Origin of the sequence: Clostridium sp. AF32-12BH, from assembly GCF_003477935.1 — a bacterium.
GTDB lineage: Bacteria > Bacillota > Clostridia > Lachnospirales > Lachnospiraceae > Brotaphodocola.
In genome coordinates this window covers 250,373-265,108 of the sequence record NZ_QUEH01000004.1, presented here as the reverse complement: position 1 = coordinate 265,108, position 14,736 = coordinate 250,373, and the positions used below count along the sequence as shown (strand labels likewise).

Annotated in this window: 15 protein-coding genes; 6 read left to right on the top strand and 9 right to left on the bottom strand. The window is 49.7% G+C overall.

Annotation, left to right across the window (positions count from 1 at the left end; all coding sequences use genetic code 11):
- Position 1: 1 nt before the first annotated feature.
- Together DWZ40_RS05875 and DWZ40_RS05870 are read right to left on the bottom strand one after the other, a co-directional pair.
- Entirely contained in the window at positions 2-1,162 is a 1,161-nt protein-coding gene (locus DWZ40_RS05875) for a UxaA family hydrolase (RefSeq protein WP_118541648.1), read from the bottom strand.
- A 17-nt stretch (positions 1,163-1,179) separates the two neighbouring features.
- The gene (locus DWZ40_RS05870; RefSeq protein ID WP_118541646.1) at positions 1,180-1,485 is read right to left on the bottom strand and encodes a UxaA family hydrolase; all 306 of its coding nucleotides are present in this window, start codon (positions 1,483-1,485) and stop codon (positions 1,180-1,182) included.
- Between the two features lie 231 nt (positions 1,486-1,716).
- On the opposite strand from DWZ40_RS05870, the gene DWZ40_RS05865 reads away from it, so the two are divergent.
- The gene (locus DWZ40_RS05865; RefSeq protein WP_118541644.1) at positions 1,717-2,667 is read left to right on the top strand and encodes a LysR family transcriptional regulator; all 951 of its coding nucleotides are present in this window, start codon (positions 1,717-1,719) and stop codon (positions 2,665-2,667) included.
- Here the strand turns inward: DWZ40_RS05865 and DWZ40_RS05860 are convergent.
- The 7 genes from DWZ40_RS05860 to DWZ40_RS05830 form a co-directional block, all read right to left on the bottom strand.
- A complete protein-coding gene (locus DWZ40_RS05860) occupies positions 2,656-4,386 on the bottom strand; it encodes a PHB depolymerase family esterase (RefSeq protein ID WP_118541642.1) in 1,731 nt (576 codons plus the stop codon). The two genes, DWZ40_RS05865 and DWZ40_RS05860, sit on opposite strands and share 12 nt — an antisense overlap.
- 42 nt (positions 4,387-4,428) lie before the next feature.
- Positions 4,429-5,754 carry an SLC13 family permease gene (locus DWZ40_RS05855; protein ID WP_118541640.1) on the bottom strand — a complete coding sequence of 442 codons (1,326 nt, stop codon included), beginning with the start codon at positions 5,752-5,754 and terminating at the stop codon, positions 4,429-4,431.
- Positions 5,755-5,902: 148 nt separating this feature from the next.
- On the bottom strand, positions 5,903-6,685 hold the full coding sequence (locus DWZ40_RS05850) for a PHP domain-containing protein (protein WP_118541638.1): 783 nt from the start codon (positions 6,683-6,685) through the stop codon (positions 5,903-5,905).
- Positions 6,682-7,032: a hypothetical protein gene (locus tag DWZ40_RS05845; protein ID WP_118541636.1), complete on the bottom strand. Its 351-nt coding sequence runs from the start codon at positions 7,030-7,032 to the stop codon at positions 6,682-6,684. Before DWZ40_RS05845 ends, DWZ40_RS05850 begins: the two co-directional genes overlap by 4 nt.
- Positions 7,033-7,085: 53 nt before the next feature.
- On the bottom strand, positions 7,086-8,423 hold the full coding sequence (locus DWZ40_RS05840; protein WP_118541634.1) for a [Fe-Fe] hydrogenase large subunit C-terminal domain-containing protein: 1,338 nt from the start codon (positions 8,421-8,423) through the stop codon (positions 7,086-7,088).
- Positions 8,424-8,509: 86 nt separating this feature from the next.
- Positions 8,510-8,935: an ATP-binding protein gene (locus tag DWZ40_RS05835; RefSeq protein WP_118541632.1), complete on the bottom strand. Its 426-nt coding sequence runs from the start codon at positions 8,933-8,935 to the stop codon at positions 8,510-8,512.
- A complete protein-coding gene (locus DWZ40_RS05830; RefSeq protein ID WP_118541630.1) occupies positions 8,935-9,282 on the bottom strand; it encodes a DRTGG domain-containing protein in 348 nt (115 codons plus the stop codon). Before DWZ40_RS05830 ends, DWZ40_RS05835 begins: the two co-directional genes overlap by 1 nt.
- A gap of 281 nt (positions 9,283-9,563) precedes the next feature.
- On the opposite strand from DWZ40_RS05830, the gene DWZ40_RS05825 reads away from it, so the two are divergent.
- The 5 genes from DWZ40_RS05825 (at position 9,564) to DWZ40_RS05805 (ending at position 14,652) form a co-directional block, all read left to right on the top strand.
- Positions 9,564-10,058 (top strand): NAD(P)H-dependent oxidoreductase subunit E, encoded by a 495-nt coding sequence (locus tag DWZ40_RS05825; protein WP_118541628.1) that lies wholly within the window; start codon positions 9,564-9,566, stop codon positions 10,056-10,058.
- A 3-nt stretch (positions 10,059-10,061) separates the two neighbouring features.
- Positions 10,062-10,619 carry a sensor histidine kinase gene (locus tag DWZ40_RS05820; RefSeq protein WP_118541626.1) on the top strand — a complete coding sequence of 186 codons (558 nt, stop codon included), beginning with the start codon at positions 10,062-10,064 and terminating at the stop codon, positions 10,617-10,619.
- Positions 10,620-10,713: 94 nt separating this feature from the next.
- Positions 10,714-11,091 carry a (2Fe-2S) ferredoxin domain-containing protein gene (locus DWZ40_RS05815; protein WP_118541624.1) on the top strand — a complete coding sequence of 126 codons (378 nt, stop codon included), beginning with the start codon at positions 10,714-10,716 and terminating at the stop codon, positions 11,089-11,091.
- Between the two features lie 12 nt (positions 11,092-11,103).
- Positions 11,104-12,891: an NADH-quinone oxidoreductase subunit NuoF gene (gene nuoF, locus DWZ40_RS05810; RefSeq protein WP_118541622.1), complete on the top strand. Its 1,788-nt coding sequence runs from the start codon at positions 11,104-11,106 to the stop codon at positions 12,889-12,891.
- A 12-nt stretch (positions 12,892-12,903) separates the two neighbouring features.
- Positions 12,904-14,652, top strand: a complete 1,749-nt coding sequence (locus DWZ40_RS05805) for an NADH-dependent [FeFe] hydrogenase, group A6 (protein WP_118541620.1) — start codon at positions 12,904-12,906, stop codon at positions 14,650-14,652.
- Positions 14,653-14,736 lie beyond the last annotated feature (84 nt).

The following is a 14,736-nucleotide window of genomic DNA, read 5'->3' as shown; positions in this document are numbered from 1 at the left end:
CCTAGACAAACCGGCATACATGGTCTACTGCGATATCAGAAAAACCATATGCCTCTGCTTTTGTCATTTTTCCATTGCAAACCTGATTGATCTCTTCTAACAGCATTTTTCCGCTCTCCTGAATCGTAGCGGTTCCATCCATAATGCCGCTTAAGTCGACATCCATATTGTCTTCCATCATCTGATAGGTCCGTTTGTTTGCGGTCACCTTCAATACCGGAGCAATCGCATTTCCGGTTGGGGTTCCGCGTCCGGTCGTGAAGACAACGCAGGCACATCCTGCTGCTACCATGGATGTTACGGAAGAAATATCATAACCTGCCGTATCCATAACGATAGCGCCGTGCTTCGTTGGGCCTTCTGCCTGCTCAAGCACTTCTACGATCGGTCTGGTACCGCCCTTGCGGATACAGCCCAGGCTCTTCTCATCCAGAGTGGAAAGACCGCCAGCCTTATTGCCTGGTGTCGGCTGTCCGGCACGGCAATCCTGACCTGCTGCCTTCAAATGTTTTTCATAATCTTCGCATACTTTGATGATCTGGTTATGGATTTCCGGAGTTGCCGCACGCTTTGCCAGCAGATGCTCACCGCCGATCCACTCAATCGACTCACTCATGATGGTGGAAGCACCAAGATCTACCAGAAGGTCGCTCAGTTCTCCTACTGCAGGGTTGGAAGCGATTCCGGAGGTTGCATCAGAACCGCCGCACTCGATTCCCATAAGCAGTTCGGAAATGTCACACTCCTCTTTCTGGACAAGCGCTGCCTGTGCAGCCATATCTCTTGCAGCACGCACTGCTTTTTCAATGGTCTTTAAGGTGCCGCCCTCTTCCTGGATACCAAACGATACCACCGGTTTGTCGGTCATGGCCTGAATTTTTTCTCTCAATTCTTTATGCGGAACAGTCTCACAGCCCAGTCCGATGATCACAACTCCGTATACGTTCGGGTTGCAGGCAAAACCGGTCAGAACTTTCTGCGACATTGCCGTGTTTGCAGCAACATCGGAGCAGCCCGTGTTAAACACAATGTTAACGGCTCCTCTTACCTGACTAGCCACAATGCGGCTGGATTCACTTCCGCAGGCACAAGCCGGTAAAATTAATACATGATTTCGAATTCCTACACGTCCATCTGAACGACGATAACCCATAAATTTCATAACTTTCCTCCTAATTTTTATGCCTCCGGCACATACTCACTTTCATAATCACGCGGAACACTGTAAATATTTTTGTGATCTACCAGGCAGCCTTTTCCGATCGGAGACATTGCTTTTCCGATCAGCTCTCCATATTTATAAATTTCTGTCTCCTTCGCAACTTCCTCCAGTGCGATCTTATGTCCGAATGGGATATTTTCTTTCGCATCCACATTCAGGAACGCATCTCCATTTCGGTAGCAAACCGTTTCGCCAACCGCAACATCCCGCACGCAGGTCACTACGTTGTCTTTGGGATCCAGCATAATTGCATCAATCTTCATCTCGACTCCTATTCTCCGAATTATCCGGTTTTGACACAATATGATGCTGGGTTCAAAAATTGTCTTGTGCACAAGCTTCCAACGGATTTCCAATCTTTTTGCCCCTGATACCATCATCGTTTTGTGTCAGGTTTTTATTTTTTCTGTTGTCCTTATTATAAGTTCGCGCTATAATTAAATCAAATTTATCGTTTTTATTTTATTATAAATCAATTTTATGCGAGGTATCTTATGCAGCAGGAAATGAAATATATCTATACCGTATATCAGAAAGGCAGCTTCTCCAAAGCCGCTGAATCCCTTTACATGACCCAGCCCGCCCTCAGTATTTCCATCCAGAAAGTAGAAACTGAGATCGGCATGCCTTTATTTAACCGCGACAAAAAGCCTCTGGAATTAACAGAGGCTGGAAAACTTTATATTGAAAAAATCCGTCAGATCATGCACCTGGAAAACGAATTGGCCCAACAGCTTGGAGACCTGACGTCTCTTAAAACCGGCAATCTGCGTGTCGGAGGATCCCATTATTTTAATTCTTATATTCTGCCTCCGGTCATTGCAGATTTCAAAAAAAAATGGCCCGGCATCGATCTGCAGCTGACCGAAGCCGGGTCCAATGAACTTTTGGATATGCTGAAAGAAGATCTGATCGACCTGACCTTTAACTGTACACCAGATCCTCATGATAAATTACGCCGGGTTCCAGGTTTCAAAGACACGATTCTCCTGGCTGTCTCTACCCGTTTTCCAGTCAACGACCACTTAAGAAAGGCTGCGCTTACCACCGGCGATATTCTTTCCCACCGTTATCTGGAAGAAAATTGTCCGGCTGTCACGATGGAAGCATTTGCTGATACCCCATTTATTTTACTCTCTCCCGGAAACAACCTGTACAGCCGCTCCCAGATTCTTTTTCAGGAAGCAGGCGTTATACCTCCGGTTGCCATGCAGGTTTCCCAGCTGGTCACCGCTTACCACCTGGCGCAGTCCGGAATCGGAGCTACCCTCATCAGCGACTGGATGGTTATTGGAAAACACCCGGAAATGGTGTACTACAAAATTGATTCTCCGCTTGCATCCCGTGTCTTTGATATTGTAACTCCGGGAAAAAACTATCTTTCCAATGCGCAGAAGGCTTTTATTGCGCTGTTCCAGGAATATTACAAAAATTCACGATTGTAAGATCACTTTTTTCCCGCGATAATACGTATTTCCTTCTTCATCTTTCGTAAACTGGCACAAAAACTGGTCATAGGAGATCCAGCTTTCCTCTGGATAATTGGCATGGACCATATTTGACACCACACCAGCCACCAGCATCGGAATGCCCTGCTCATTTGGGAAAGAATACCAGGTGATGGGGCAATCCGACCAACTTTCCACTCTGGAAATATCCAGATGCCTGCTCTTAATCTTTTCCATGAATGCAATGCGCATACTTGGTGCCGGTGAAAACGGCAATTCCGGATCTTCCTGATGCGAAGCACATAAAAAATCCTGGTCTCCGTAAATCCACATTGTCGGAACGGTCCGGCTGCCCGGCTGATAATTCGTTTTCATGATATCGTTTGAACGCAAAGCAGACCATGGCGCCACTGCAGTAAAAATATCTCCGGCTGCATAGCCAAGCACATCGCTCATCATCCCGCCGCTGGACTGTCCCATGGCATAGACACGACTCTGGTCGATGCCATAGCGGGTCTGGATATCTGCATAAATCTCCCGGATAAATTTCACATCGTCGATCGACTTTCCCTGATATTCCCCGCACCAAACCAGCACATTTCTTAATCCATGCTCTTTTTGCTGGTAAATTCCAGCCTGTGGGATTACGGCAATAAACTGTCGTTCTTCTGCAAGAGCGGAAATTCCACTCAGGTCAAAGAAGGTTTCTGCGGTACCTCCGCGTCCATGAAATACAAAAACAAGCGGCCATGTTTTATCCGGTGTGCAGCTGGACGGCACATATTCATACCAGGTACGCATGATGCCGTCCACCTTCTTTTCCCATTTCACTGCCCCGCAGGCAATCGGGTCTTTGAAATAACGCAGACACTTTCTGCCCTGTCCTCTGTGACGACGTGCCAGGCCAATATACTCCCATGCCTGTTCTATGTGCTTCACGGAAAAATCTTCTGTTCCAACTGCAACCCGGACCTGCGCAATATACTCTTCATTCACCTCACTGCGGACCCTGACCGGAGTCGGAGCCCAGATTTCATCTGCCCCACCTCCGGACAATGCGATTCCGGTCACGTGATTTTGCTCTTTCCAGTATGCGATCGCAGAACAATTCTCCCGGCTGTTTCGTTCTGATATCCGCATCCAGACCGGAAGCTGCGCCCTCGTTCCCATGATTTTCAGTTCTACTTCGCCCTGGCTTTCCTCCCCATGCAATATCGGTGCATCCTGAGTAAGATTTCCATTCAGCTCGCCGAACGTCATCAGTCCGCTCCACTCACTGGCCATGCGTTTTGCTGCCTGATGCGCTGCAAACGAAGCATCCCCGATTCCACAAAGATAAATATTATCCTGCATAGTAATGTAAAAGTCTCTCGCCTGGATCGTCACATAAATCGCATTCAGATAATCTGCATCACTTCCGTCCGGATTCCAATGATCCTCCGGATAAGCCACATGCAGAAACAGATGTTTTTCCTCTGCAAAATCTTTTAAACCAGAAGTTTCCAGATATGCTTCCGGATGCACCCCGGAAGGAATTGCGGTTACCAGACATGGCTGACAGTATTCCAGATTTTCCGGAATATACGTGAGAAATCTGCGCGGTGTGCCATGAACCAGCGTATGCTCTTCAAATAAACCATGGACCAGCGTCCGGTTTGGATGCATCAGATCTACCTCAAGATCTGCCATGCAGGAAGGAAATGTTTTTGCTTCCATATTTCTTTGCCTCCATATTATATTTTGTAATCGCTGTTCTGCTTAGAACGGATATACCGTCATGATCCAGAAAATATTTACCAACGATAAAAGAATCGCCGGAAACACGGACTGCTTCAACTGAGACTTCACATCGTATCCACCGATATCCATAATCATCGGAACACACGCAGTTGCCATTGGCGTCATAAATGCGGTACAGCAGGCTGATGCAATCAGAAGCACCGGTCCAACACAGCTTACCCCCATACCCTTACATGCAAGAATCGCGATCGGCTGGAACGTTGCCATAACCGTACGGTTCTGCATGATCTGGGTGAGGAAAAACGGAACCAGATAAAATACAGCACCTACGAGATACGGATTCCCCAGCTTTCCTGCAACCGAAGCAATGGCTCCACCAATCAGATCTCCACCACCAGTATTCGCCAGGGCAGATCCCATGCAAAGGCTTCCTGCAATCAAAAAACCGAGATCCCACGGAACAGACGCAAATGCTTCTTTACTGGAAAGAACGCCAGTCAAAACCATGATCACAGCACCTGCAAGTACAATTTCCCAGGAAGCCAACGGTGCCAGACCCACCGCCTGTAAACCTGCATTCAACTGCGTGTTGAAGATCAATGCCAGACTTACCAAAAAGAATACCAGATATCCACATTTTTCTTTAGCAGGAGATAACGCTTCTGCTTTCTTATTCTTTGCGGCCAGATCTGCTCCATTTTCCATCTGAATCACAGGTTGTTCCGGTGAAAAACGATAGCCAAGGAATACACAATAAATAACCAGTACCACAAGGCTCATCCAGCGTCCTTTAAAAAGATCTGTGACAGCCAGCTGATACTCTGCGTAGTCATTTGCTGTAATATATCCATTTAATTCTGCAAACATCGCAAGTGATCCGCCTACCGGAATAATTCCACAAGCTGCGATGCAGGTAAGACCAACACAGAACGTAACTTTGCTTGGACTAATATGTAATTCCTCACAACTCGCTGCCACAATCGGAGCCATAATACAAAACGCTGCTGCCGCACTTCCGGTTAAAGTCGCCGCAAGGACGGATGCAAAGATAAAGCCAAACATAACTTTTGTAATGCTTCCCTTAGACAGTACGTTTACACTTCGTCCGATCATCTTAACAAACTGTGTCTTGTTAAATCCAGCGGATACTACAAACATACTGAGCACCATAATGACATTGCTGTTTCCAATATTGCCCAATGCATCCTTCGCTGAAATGCAGCCTGTCAGCAGAAACAAAAGCATACTGCACGCCGCAACTGTGCCAAGTGTCATTTTCCCCCAGACATAACCCAGGATTGTCAAAAGACAAATGACAAGGCAGATTCCTAATAATTGATTCATGACTCTTCTCCTGTTCCCCATAAATTTATCTATGGTGTTTTTACTTTTAGCTACATTATAGGAATCCGCCTGTTTAAAATCAAATTTATAGATTTTATTTTATTATAAATTCATTTTATGCACATGAAAATTTTACATATTATTACGATTACAATTCTCCCCTCAGATACGCGATCACCCCAGCCGCACTGCGTTCCTTCACCGCCATGGTATACTCTGCCTCATGGATATGCTCCAGATAATGCGCATCGGAATCGCAGATTGTGCGGCACTGAAAAAGATACGGATTGTTCTGCTGCAGTTTGGAAAGTTTTGTCATGTCATGCAGCTCAACCGTTCGAAACTGGCTTTCCGGCGGCACAAAGCCCAGGTTTGAGAGCAGGCTGTTGGCATTTTTATCGATATGCGCCGGGATCATGACGCCACCGTACTGCCCAGCCACAATATCCCAGAGTTCATCAAAGGAAAGCGTTGTACTGTTGATGAGCAAATTCGGCTCTGTACCGATGCAGATGTCTTCCTCATTCATGATCTGCTGCTTTCCAAAGATGTCTTCCCGGTTTGGAAATTTTATCAGTTTTTCATAGACAAACCGGTCAAACTCCAGCGCAGCGGAAAGCTCCGGGAAAAGGCAGACTGCATGAACTTCCTCTGCCGTGGTCAGTTCCATGCCCGGAATGACCAGAATTCCATACTGTTCCGCCAGCTTCATGACCGCCGGACAGTTTCTGCAGGAATTGTGGTCTGTCACTGCGATCACATCCAGCCCTTTGATCGCTGTCATTCCCACAATATTGCCCGGCGTCATGTCATCGTCCCCACAGGGAGAAAGGCAGGAGTGGATGTGCAGGTCATAACTCAATGTTACGCAATCTGAACATCGTTCTGACAGATTTTTCTGTTCCTGCACCGCATGCGCATCCCGGTTCATGACTTCTGCTCCCCACCCTGCATCTGCTGCCAGATCCAGAGTGCCGCATCAAACACCGGAAGTTCCGTAGCCAGCACTGTAATGTCCTGCTGCTCTGCTTTCTTTTTTGCCGTTTCATCCAACGTTGCTCCTTCTGCCAAAACAATACAGGCTGCATCTGCCAGCGTTGCCACCGCCAGCGTGTTCATGTTTCCCATAACCGTGACCCAGGCACAGCCCGCCTGGGCCTTTCCCATAGCCACACTCAAAAGATCGCAGCAAAACGGAGTCGTAATTTCCCGTTCCGGCTCATCGCCCGCATGGATCACCTGAAATTTTCCACTCTCAAGAAGATGTTTGACGTTCATATTTCCTCCTTATTGCCTGTTCTGATGGCAGTCTTTTCTGCACATTCTGTCACTCAGACATTTCCTTTCTCTGTGTTTGGGTCCGTGTTTTCACCCATGTTTTCGTTTTTCTCACGGTTTTGTTCCTCCAGAAGCTTCTGCATCCGCTCTTTCAGCACATAAACACAGTCCTCTTCCCTCGCCTCGCCTTTTGCAATATCCTCCGCAAGTGCCCTGCAGGATGGCGCCCCGCAGGCACCGCAGTCAAGTCCCGGAAGCTGTTTGCTCAAAGCCTCAATTCGGCTTAAACGGGCAAAACTCTCCATCATACTTTCGCCTAAATTGTAGACCGGCTCATATTCAACGGTTTCTGTCCACGAAAGCAAATTTTCTGCTTCTGTCTCGGTTTCTGCATCCATATGGCTTCTTGCAACCGGCATATACTTGCGCAAATGCTTGAGTTTTACTTCTGCAACGTACGGATTTTCTACCGTCAGGACTCCTCCCACGCAGCCGCCGCTGCAGGCATCCAGCTCAACAAATTTTAAATCGGTAAATTTCTGGTCTTCCATATCCTCCAGCACCCGGATGACATTTTCTATTCCATCTGCCGCCAGATAACTCTCCGTAAACAGACCTCCGGCCTCTCCGCCGCTATGCCCCCAGCTGATGCCGATCTTACCGGAAATGCTGATATTTTCCGGATCTTCCTCCACCTGCTTCATATATTTTAAAAGCTGCGGATATACATCCTTGATCGCAAACACACAGTCGATCTCGCTCTTTTTTGTCCCAATCGGAGATCTCGCATAAGTCACCTTGGACGCACACGGGGAAAGAAAACAGATTCCGATTTTTTCCCTTGGAAGTCCTGTTTTTTCCATAGCCCGCTTCACTGCAAGTCCCGCTGCCACTTCCACCGGCGGATTTAACGGCAAAAGATGCGGAATCAGATTCGGAAACCGCACCCGGATCAGCCGTACCACACTCGGACAGGCCGTACTGATCAGAGGCAGCTGTTCTTCGTGTTCGGTTATGTAAGAGCGGGTTGCTTCGCTGACCAGCTCCGCTGCAGCGCCCACTTCAAATACATCATCAAATCCCATCCGCAAAAGGGCGTGCAGCACAATGTTGATATCATCCAGATTGTTAAACTGACTGTATAAAGAAGGAGCCGGAAGCGCCACCGTATATTGAAAACGATTCATTTCCTCAAGCGGATCATAAACCGCATGCTTTGCATGATGCGGACATACTCGGATACAGGCTCCGCAGTCGATGCAGAACTTTTTGTTGATCCGGGCTTTTCCATCCTGCACGCGGATGGCCTGGGTGGGGCAGCGCTTGATGCAATTGATGCAGCCTTTGCACAAGTCCTCATCCAGACGTACGGAATGGTAAAACTTATCCATCCGTTCTCACCTCCAACTATCATTTTGTTGCCGTTCGCATGCTGTACAGCAGCAGCGGGATTTTTCCAGTCCCACCCGGCACATGCTCACCCAAGTAATACTTCCATCGTAATCTTGGTTCCGACGCCAATCTCTGTCTCTATTTTCATATCATCGGTATACTTTTTCATATTCGGAAGTCCCATTCCTGCTCCAAAACCAAGATTTCGTACCTCATCCGGCGCCGTGGAATAGCCCTCCTGCATGGCACGCTCAATATCCGGAATGCCAGGACCTACATCATCTAAGATCATCCGGACCTTCTGCGGCGTGATTTCTACCGTGATCTCACCGCCCTTTGCATGAATCACCATATTGATCTCGCCCTCATACATGGCAATGGCAACCTTGCGTACGGTCGCCGGGCTGATGCCAAGCTGCTTCAATTTCCCTTTCACATCACTGCTGGCCTCTCCCGCCCGGGTAAAGTCATCTGCCGAGATATGATACTGTAATACGATCGCATTTTCCATTAGACTGCACCTCCGCCTAATCCCGCCTGGTAGAGCATACCGCAGGTGGAATACATACGATGCCCCGTTTCCATGACAATAAGTTCACGTTCTTTTGCCATGGAGAGAATCGTCTCATCTGGTTTTTTTCCGCGGACAAAGATCACACACACAATGTCTAACATCTCTGCAGTCCGGATCACCTGCGGATTGCACAGTCCTGTAATGAGGACCGAATGATCTTTGGAAAAAGCCAGCACATCGCTCATCATATCGGATGCGCAGGCGCTTGTGATCTCACGGTCCAGAAATTCTTCTCCCGTAAGGACTCTCGCCCCGAGGATTTTCTGAACATCTCTTGCTGTCATAAGCAGATTCCCCCTGTCATAGGATACCTGTAAATGATCGCAGATGGCTATAACCGGCCATATTGATTTAGCCATTTTCCGTCATTTTTTCAGGTTTTATTTCGTCACATTTTTGTCATACTAAACATATTTCCAAGGTAAGAATATCATCTTTTCTGTTAATAATCAACAAAAAGATGAATTGCGTTTTTAAATTAACACAGAAAATTTGTAGATTTTTTTTCATCTTCATGTTAAGATATTATAAACATTTTACAATAGCAATAAGGAGGAGGGTTACCATGGCTTGTAAAAAAGAATGTGTTCCTTTCAGCGGAACCCCCGAGCAGGAAGCGGCTCTGAAAAAGGTGATTGCTGAATTGAAAGACACCAAAGGCGCACTGATGCCGATCATGCAGCAGGCGCAGGAAATTTACGGCTATCTGCCGATCGAAGTCCAGACTATGATTTCCGACGAAACCGGAATCCCGTTAGAAAAAATCTACGGCGTTTCCACATTCTATTCCCAGTTTGCCCTGCAGCCAAAGGGCAAATATCAGATTTCCGTATGCTTAGGCACAGCCTGCTACGTCAAAGGCTCCGGTGCGATCTTTTCCAAACTGGAAGAACTGCTCGGCATCACCAACGGGGAGTGCACCCCGGACGGACGTTTTTCCCTGGATTCCTGCCGCTGTGTCGGCGCCTGCGGACTGGCTCCGGTCATGATGTTCAACGACGAAGTTTACGGACGGCTTACCCCGGACGATATTCCTGGCATCCTTGCCAAATACCAGTAGCCTATGATGCCGGAAATTTCTTTGAACATTCTTGATGTAGCAGAAAATTCCACCCGGGCAGGCGCATCTTTCATCCGGATCACGGTAGATATCCAGCCGGAAACGGACAGGCTGACCGTCATCATTACCGACGACGGCTGCGGCATGACAAGCGAACAGTTAGAGCGGGTCACGGACCCATTCTACACCAGCCGCACAACCAGAAAAGTGGGGCTCGGTGTTCCTTTTTTCAAGCTCGCTGCGGAAAGCACCGGCGGAAGCTTCCGGATGGAGTCGGAACCCGGGAAAGGAACCACGGTCACCGCGGTCTTTGCACTCGGTCACATCGACCGGATGCCGCTTGGCGACATGACTGCCACCATCCACACCCTGATTCTCGGGCACCCGGATACCGATTTTCTCTACCGTTACCGTTATCGTCAAAATGAATTCACGCTCGACACCCGCGAGATGCGAGAAATCCTGGGCGGCATTCCTTTTGACGCACCTGAAATTTCCAATTATATCAGGGATTATCTGACAGAAAACAAACTCGAAACCGACGGAGGAGCTGTTTATTAAATTTGGATTGCAGGTCGGAATGGCACACTCATTGCGAGCGGTGCACAGACCTGTTTTCAAAAAAGCCCCCGTCAGAACAGGAGGAATCATTAGCATGAAAAGTCTTGAAGAATTAAGAGCGATCCGCGAGAGAATGCAAAGTCAGGTCAGCATGCGTGCGGAAGACCACACCCACACCCGCGTTGTGGTCGGCATGGCTACCTGCGGCATTGCCAGCGGCGCAAGACCGGTCCTTAACACCCTTTCCACACTCGTTCAGGAAAAAGGTCTGACCGATAAAGTTTCCGTTACCCAGACCGGATGCATCGGTCTTTGCCAGTATGAGCCGATCGTAGAGGTCATGGAACCTGGCAAACCGAAGATCACCTACATTAAGATGAATGCAGACAAGGCAGCCGAGGTTGTAGAACGCCACCTCATCGGCGGACATATCGTAGAAGAATACACATTAAATTCAGCAGATCTGAAATAAGGAGGAAAGCGGATGTATCGTTCACATGTATTGGTTTGCGGCGGAACAGGCTGTACCTCCTCCGGAAGCCAGCAGATTATGGAAACCTTAAAAGAAGAGATCAAAAAAGCCGGACTGGAACAGGAAGTCTCCGTTGTCCAGACCGGATGCCATGGTCTCTGCGCCCTGGGTCCGATCATGATCGTCTACCCGGACGCAAGCTTCTACTCTATGGTCAAGGTAGAAGATATTCCTGAGATCGTTCAGGAGCACTTATTAAAAGGACGTGTCGTTACCCGTCTTCTTTACCAGGAGACCGTTACCCCGGCCGGCGTCAAGGCTCTTATCGACACCAACTTCTACAAGAAGCAGCACCGCATCGCACTTCGTAACTGCGGTATCATCAACCCGGAAGTCATTGAAGAGTACATCGGAACCGGCGGCTACGCTGCCCTCGGTAAGGTTCTCACCGAGATGACTCCGGACGACGTCATCCAGTGCCTGTTAGATTCCGGCCTGCGCGGACGCGGCGGCGGCGGATTCCCGACCGGCCTCAAATGGAAGCTGGCAAAGCAGAACGATGCCGACCAGAAGTACGTCTGCTGTAACGCCGACGAGGGTGACCCGGGCGCATTCATGGACCGCTCCGTCTTAGAGGGCGACCCGCATGCCGTACTGGAGGCTATGGCGATTGCCGGTTATGCGATTGGCGCAAGCCAGGGCTACATCTACGTGCGTGCAGAGTACCCGATCGCCGTTGAGCGACTGAAAATTGCAATCAAACAGGCTCGCGAGATGGAACTCTTAGGAAAAGACATCTTTGGCAGCGGCTTCGATTTCGACATTGACCTGCGTCTCGGTGCCGGAGCATTCGTCTGCGGCGAGGAAACCGCCCTCATGACCTCCATCGAAGGCAACCGCGGTGAACCAAGACCGCGTCCTCCGTTCCCGGCACAGAAAGGCCTGTTCGGCAAACCAACCATCTTAAATAACGTAGAAACCTTTGCGAACATCCCGCAGATCATCTTAAACGGTCCGGAATGGTTCGCTTCCATGGGCACCGAAAAATCCAAGGGCACCAAGGTCTTCGCCCTGGGCGGCAAAATCCACAACACCGGTCTGGTCGAGATTCCGATGGGTACCACCCTGCGCGAAGTCATCGAGGAGATCGGCGGCGGTATTCCGAACGGCAAGAAGTTCAAAGCGGCACAGACCGGCGGTCCGTCCGGCGGATGTATCCCGGCGAAGCATTTCGATATCCCGATTGACTACGATAACCTCATTTCCATCGGTTCCATGATGGGCTCCGGCGGCCTCATCGTTATGGACGAGACCGACTGTATGGTAGACATCGCAAAATTCTTCCTGGAGTTCACCGTGGAAGAATCCTGCGGCAAATGTACACCGTGCCGTATCGGCACCAAGCGCATGCTGGAGATCCTCACCAAGATCACCAAGGGCACCGCAACCATGGAAGACTTAGACAAGCTCGAAGAGCTCTGCTACTACGTCAAGGAAAACTCCGCCTGCGGTCTTGGCCAGACGGCTCCAAACCCGGTGCTTTCCACCCTCCGCTACTTCCGCGATGAGTACGAGGCACATATCAAAGAGAAACGCTGTCCTGCAGGCGTCTGCAAGGCCCTGCTCTCCTACCACATCGACGCAGACAAATGTAAGGGCTGTACCCTGTGTGCAAGAAACTGCCCGGTTGGCGCCATCATCGGCACAGTCAAGAATCCGCACATCATCGACACCGACAAGTGCGTCAAGTGCGGTGCCTGCATGGAGAAATGTAAGTTCGGCGCAATCTACAAACAGTAATGGAGGATGGATATGGAGAATATTACGATCAAAATTAACGGCATAGAAGTCAGTGCTCCAAAAGGCTCCACCATTCTGGAGGCAGCAAGACTGGCGCACATTGAAATTCCGACACTCTGCTTTTTAAAAGACATCAACGAGATCGGCGCATGCCGTATCTGCGTGGTAGAAGTAAAAGGCGCAAGAAGCCTGGTAGTTTCCTGCGTCTATCCGATCAATGAAGGCATGGAAGTATGGACCAATACCCCGAAGGTACTGGAATCCCGCAGAAAAACCCTGCAGCTTTTACTTTCCAACCACGACCGCAAGTGCTTATCCTGCGTCCGCAGCGGAAACTGCGAGCTGCAGCAGCTCTGTAAAGAACTCGGCGTGACCGACGAAGGCTATTACGATGGTGAGCGCACCCCGTCCAGGATTGACGACAGTGCCGTTCACATGATCCGCGACAACAGCAAATGTATCCTGTGCCGCCGCTGCTCTGCAGTCTGCGAAAAGGTACAGGGCATTGGCGTCATCGGTGCCAACATGCGTGGCTTTGCTACCTTTATCGGCTCTGCTTTCGACATGGGCCTGGGCGAGACCTCCTGCGTCTCCTGCGGCCAGTGTATCGCAGTCTGCCCGACCGGTGCCCTGCAGGAAAAATCCCAGGTGGACGAAGTTCTGGCAGCGATCGCAGATCCGAAGAAACATGTCATCGTGCAGACCGCCCCGGCTGTCCGCGCAGCTTTAGGCGAAGAATTCGGTTATCCGATCGGCACCAACGTACAGGGCAAGATGGCAGCTGCGCTGCGCCGCATCGGCTTTGACAAGGTATTCGACACCAACTTCAGCGCTGACTTAACCATCATGGAAGAAGCGCATGAATTCTTAGACCGCGTGCAGAACGGCGGCGTGCTTCCGCTCATCACCTCCTGCTCCCCGGGCTGGATCAAATACTGCGAACACTACTTCCCGGATATGACCGAGAACCTCTCCAGCTGCAAATCCCCACAGCAAATGTTCGGTGCCATCGCCAAATCCTACTACGCAGAAAAGATGGGACTGGATCCGAAGGACATCGTGTCTGTTTCCATCATGCCGTGTACCGCAAAGAAATTCGAGATTCAGCGGCCGGATGAAGCCGCAAACGGCGTCCCGGATGTTGACTACTCCCTGACCACCAGAGAGCTTGCCCGCATGATCCGCAAAGTCGGCCTGAAATTCAACACACTTCCGGACGAAGAATACGACGCACCGCTCGGTCTTGGAACCGGTGCTGCTGTCATCTTCGGCGCAACCGGCGGTGTTATGGAGGCTGCACTGCGTACTGCAGTCGAGACCCTCACCGGCGAAGAATTAAAGAATCTGGACTTCACCGATGTCCGCGGCATGGAAGGCATCAAGGAAGCCACCTACCCGGTAGCCGGACTGGAAGTCAAAGTCGCCATCGCCTCCGGCCTCGGCAACGCAAAGAAGCTGCTCGAGAAAGTCAAATCCGGCGAAGCAGCCTACCACTTCATCGAGATCATGGGCTGCCCGGGCGGATGTATCAACGGCGGCGGCCAGCCGCAGCAGCCGGGCTATGTACGCAACACCGTCGATATTCGCGGCCTGCGTGCAAAAGTCCTCTACGACTCCGATAAAAACAACCCGATCCGCAAATCCCACGAGAATCCGGCCATCCAGGAGCTGTACGCAACGTTCCTCGGCGAACCAGGAAGTGAGAAGGCACATCATTTGCTGCACACCACATATGTGAAGAGGAAAGTGAACGAAATCTAAAATAACAATTTGATTCACTTTAATAGGGCCGTGTGAGTTGCCTTTCGACAACTCACACGGCCCTTATCATATACTTAAATTGTT

Excerpts from the sequence above, each read along its gene's own strand:
- DWZ40_RS05875 (WP_118541648.1), bottom strand. The coding sequence starts at position 1,162 with ATGAAATTTATGGGTTATCGTCGTTCAGATGGACGTGTAGGAATTCGA.
- nuoF (WP_118541622.1), top strand. The coding sequence starts at position 11,104 with ATGTATCGTTCACATGTATTGGTTTGCGGCGGAACAGGCTGTACCTCC.
- DWZ40_RS05865 (WP_118541644.1), top strand. The coding sequence starts at position 1,717 with ATGCAGCAGGAAATGAAATATATCTATACCGTATATCAGAAAGGCAGC.
- DWZ40_RS05820 (WP_118541626.1), top strand. The coding sequence starts at position 10,062 with ATGATGCCGGAAATTTCTTTGAACATTCTTGATGTAGCAGAAAATTCC.
- DWZ40_RS05805 (WP_118541620.1), top strand. The coding sequence starts at position 12,904 with ATGGAGAATATTACGATCAAAATTAACGGCATAGAAGTCAGTGCTCCA.
- DWZ40_RS05815 (WP_118541624.1), top strand. The coding sequence starts at position 10,714 with ATGAAAAGTCTTGAAGAATTAAGAGCGATCCGCGAGAGAATGCAAAGT.
- DWZ40_RS05860 (WP_118541642.1), bottom strand. The coding sequence starts at position 4,386 with ATGGAAGCAAAAACATTTCCTTCCTGCATGGCAGATCTTGAGGTAGAT.
- DWZ40_RS05835 (WP_118541632.1), bottom strand. The coding sequence starts at position 8,935 with ATGGAAAATGCGATCGTATTACAGTATCATATCTCGGCAGATGACTTT.
- DWZ40_RS05825 (WP_118541628.1), top strand. The coding sequence starts at position 9,564 with ATGGCTTGTAAAAAAGAATGTGTTCCTTTCAGCGGAACCCCCGAGCAG.
- DWZ40_RS05830 (WP_118541630.1), bottom strand. The coding sequence starts at position 9,282 with ATGACAGCAAGAGATGTTCAGAAAATCCTCGGGGCGAGAGTCCTTACG.
- DWZ40_RS05850 (WP_118541638.1), bottom strand. The coding sequence starts at position 6,685 with ATGAACCGGGATGCGCATGCGGTGCAGGAACAGAAAAATCTGTCAGAA.
- DWZ40_RS05845 (WP_118541636.1), bottom strand. The coding sequence starts at position 7,032 with ATGAACGTCAAACATCTTCTTGAGAGTGGAAAATTTCAGGTGATCCAT.
- DWZ40_RS05855 (WP_118541640.1), bottom strand. The coding sequence starts at position 5,754 with ATGAATCAATTATTAGGAATCTGCCTTGTCATTTGTCTTTTGACAATC.
- DWZ40_RS05870 (WP_118541646.1), bottom strand. The coding sequence starts at position 1,485 with ATGAAGATTGATGCAATTATGCTGGATCCCAAAGACAACGTAGTGACC.
- DWZ40_RS05840 (WP_118541634.1), bottom strand. The coding sequence starts at position 8,423 with ATGGATAAGTTTTACCATTCCGTACGTCTGGATGAGGACTTGTGCAAA.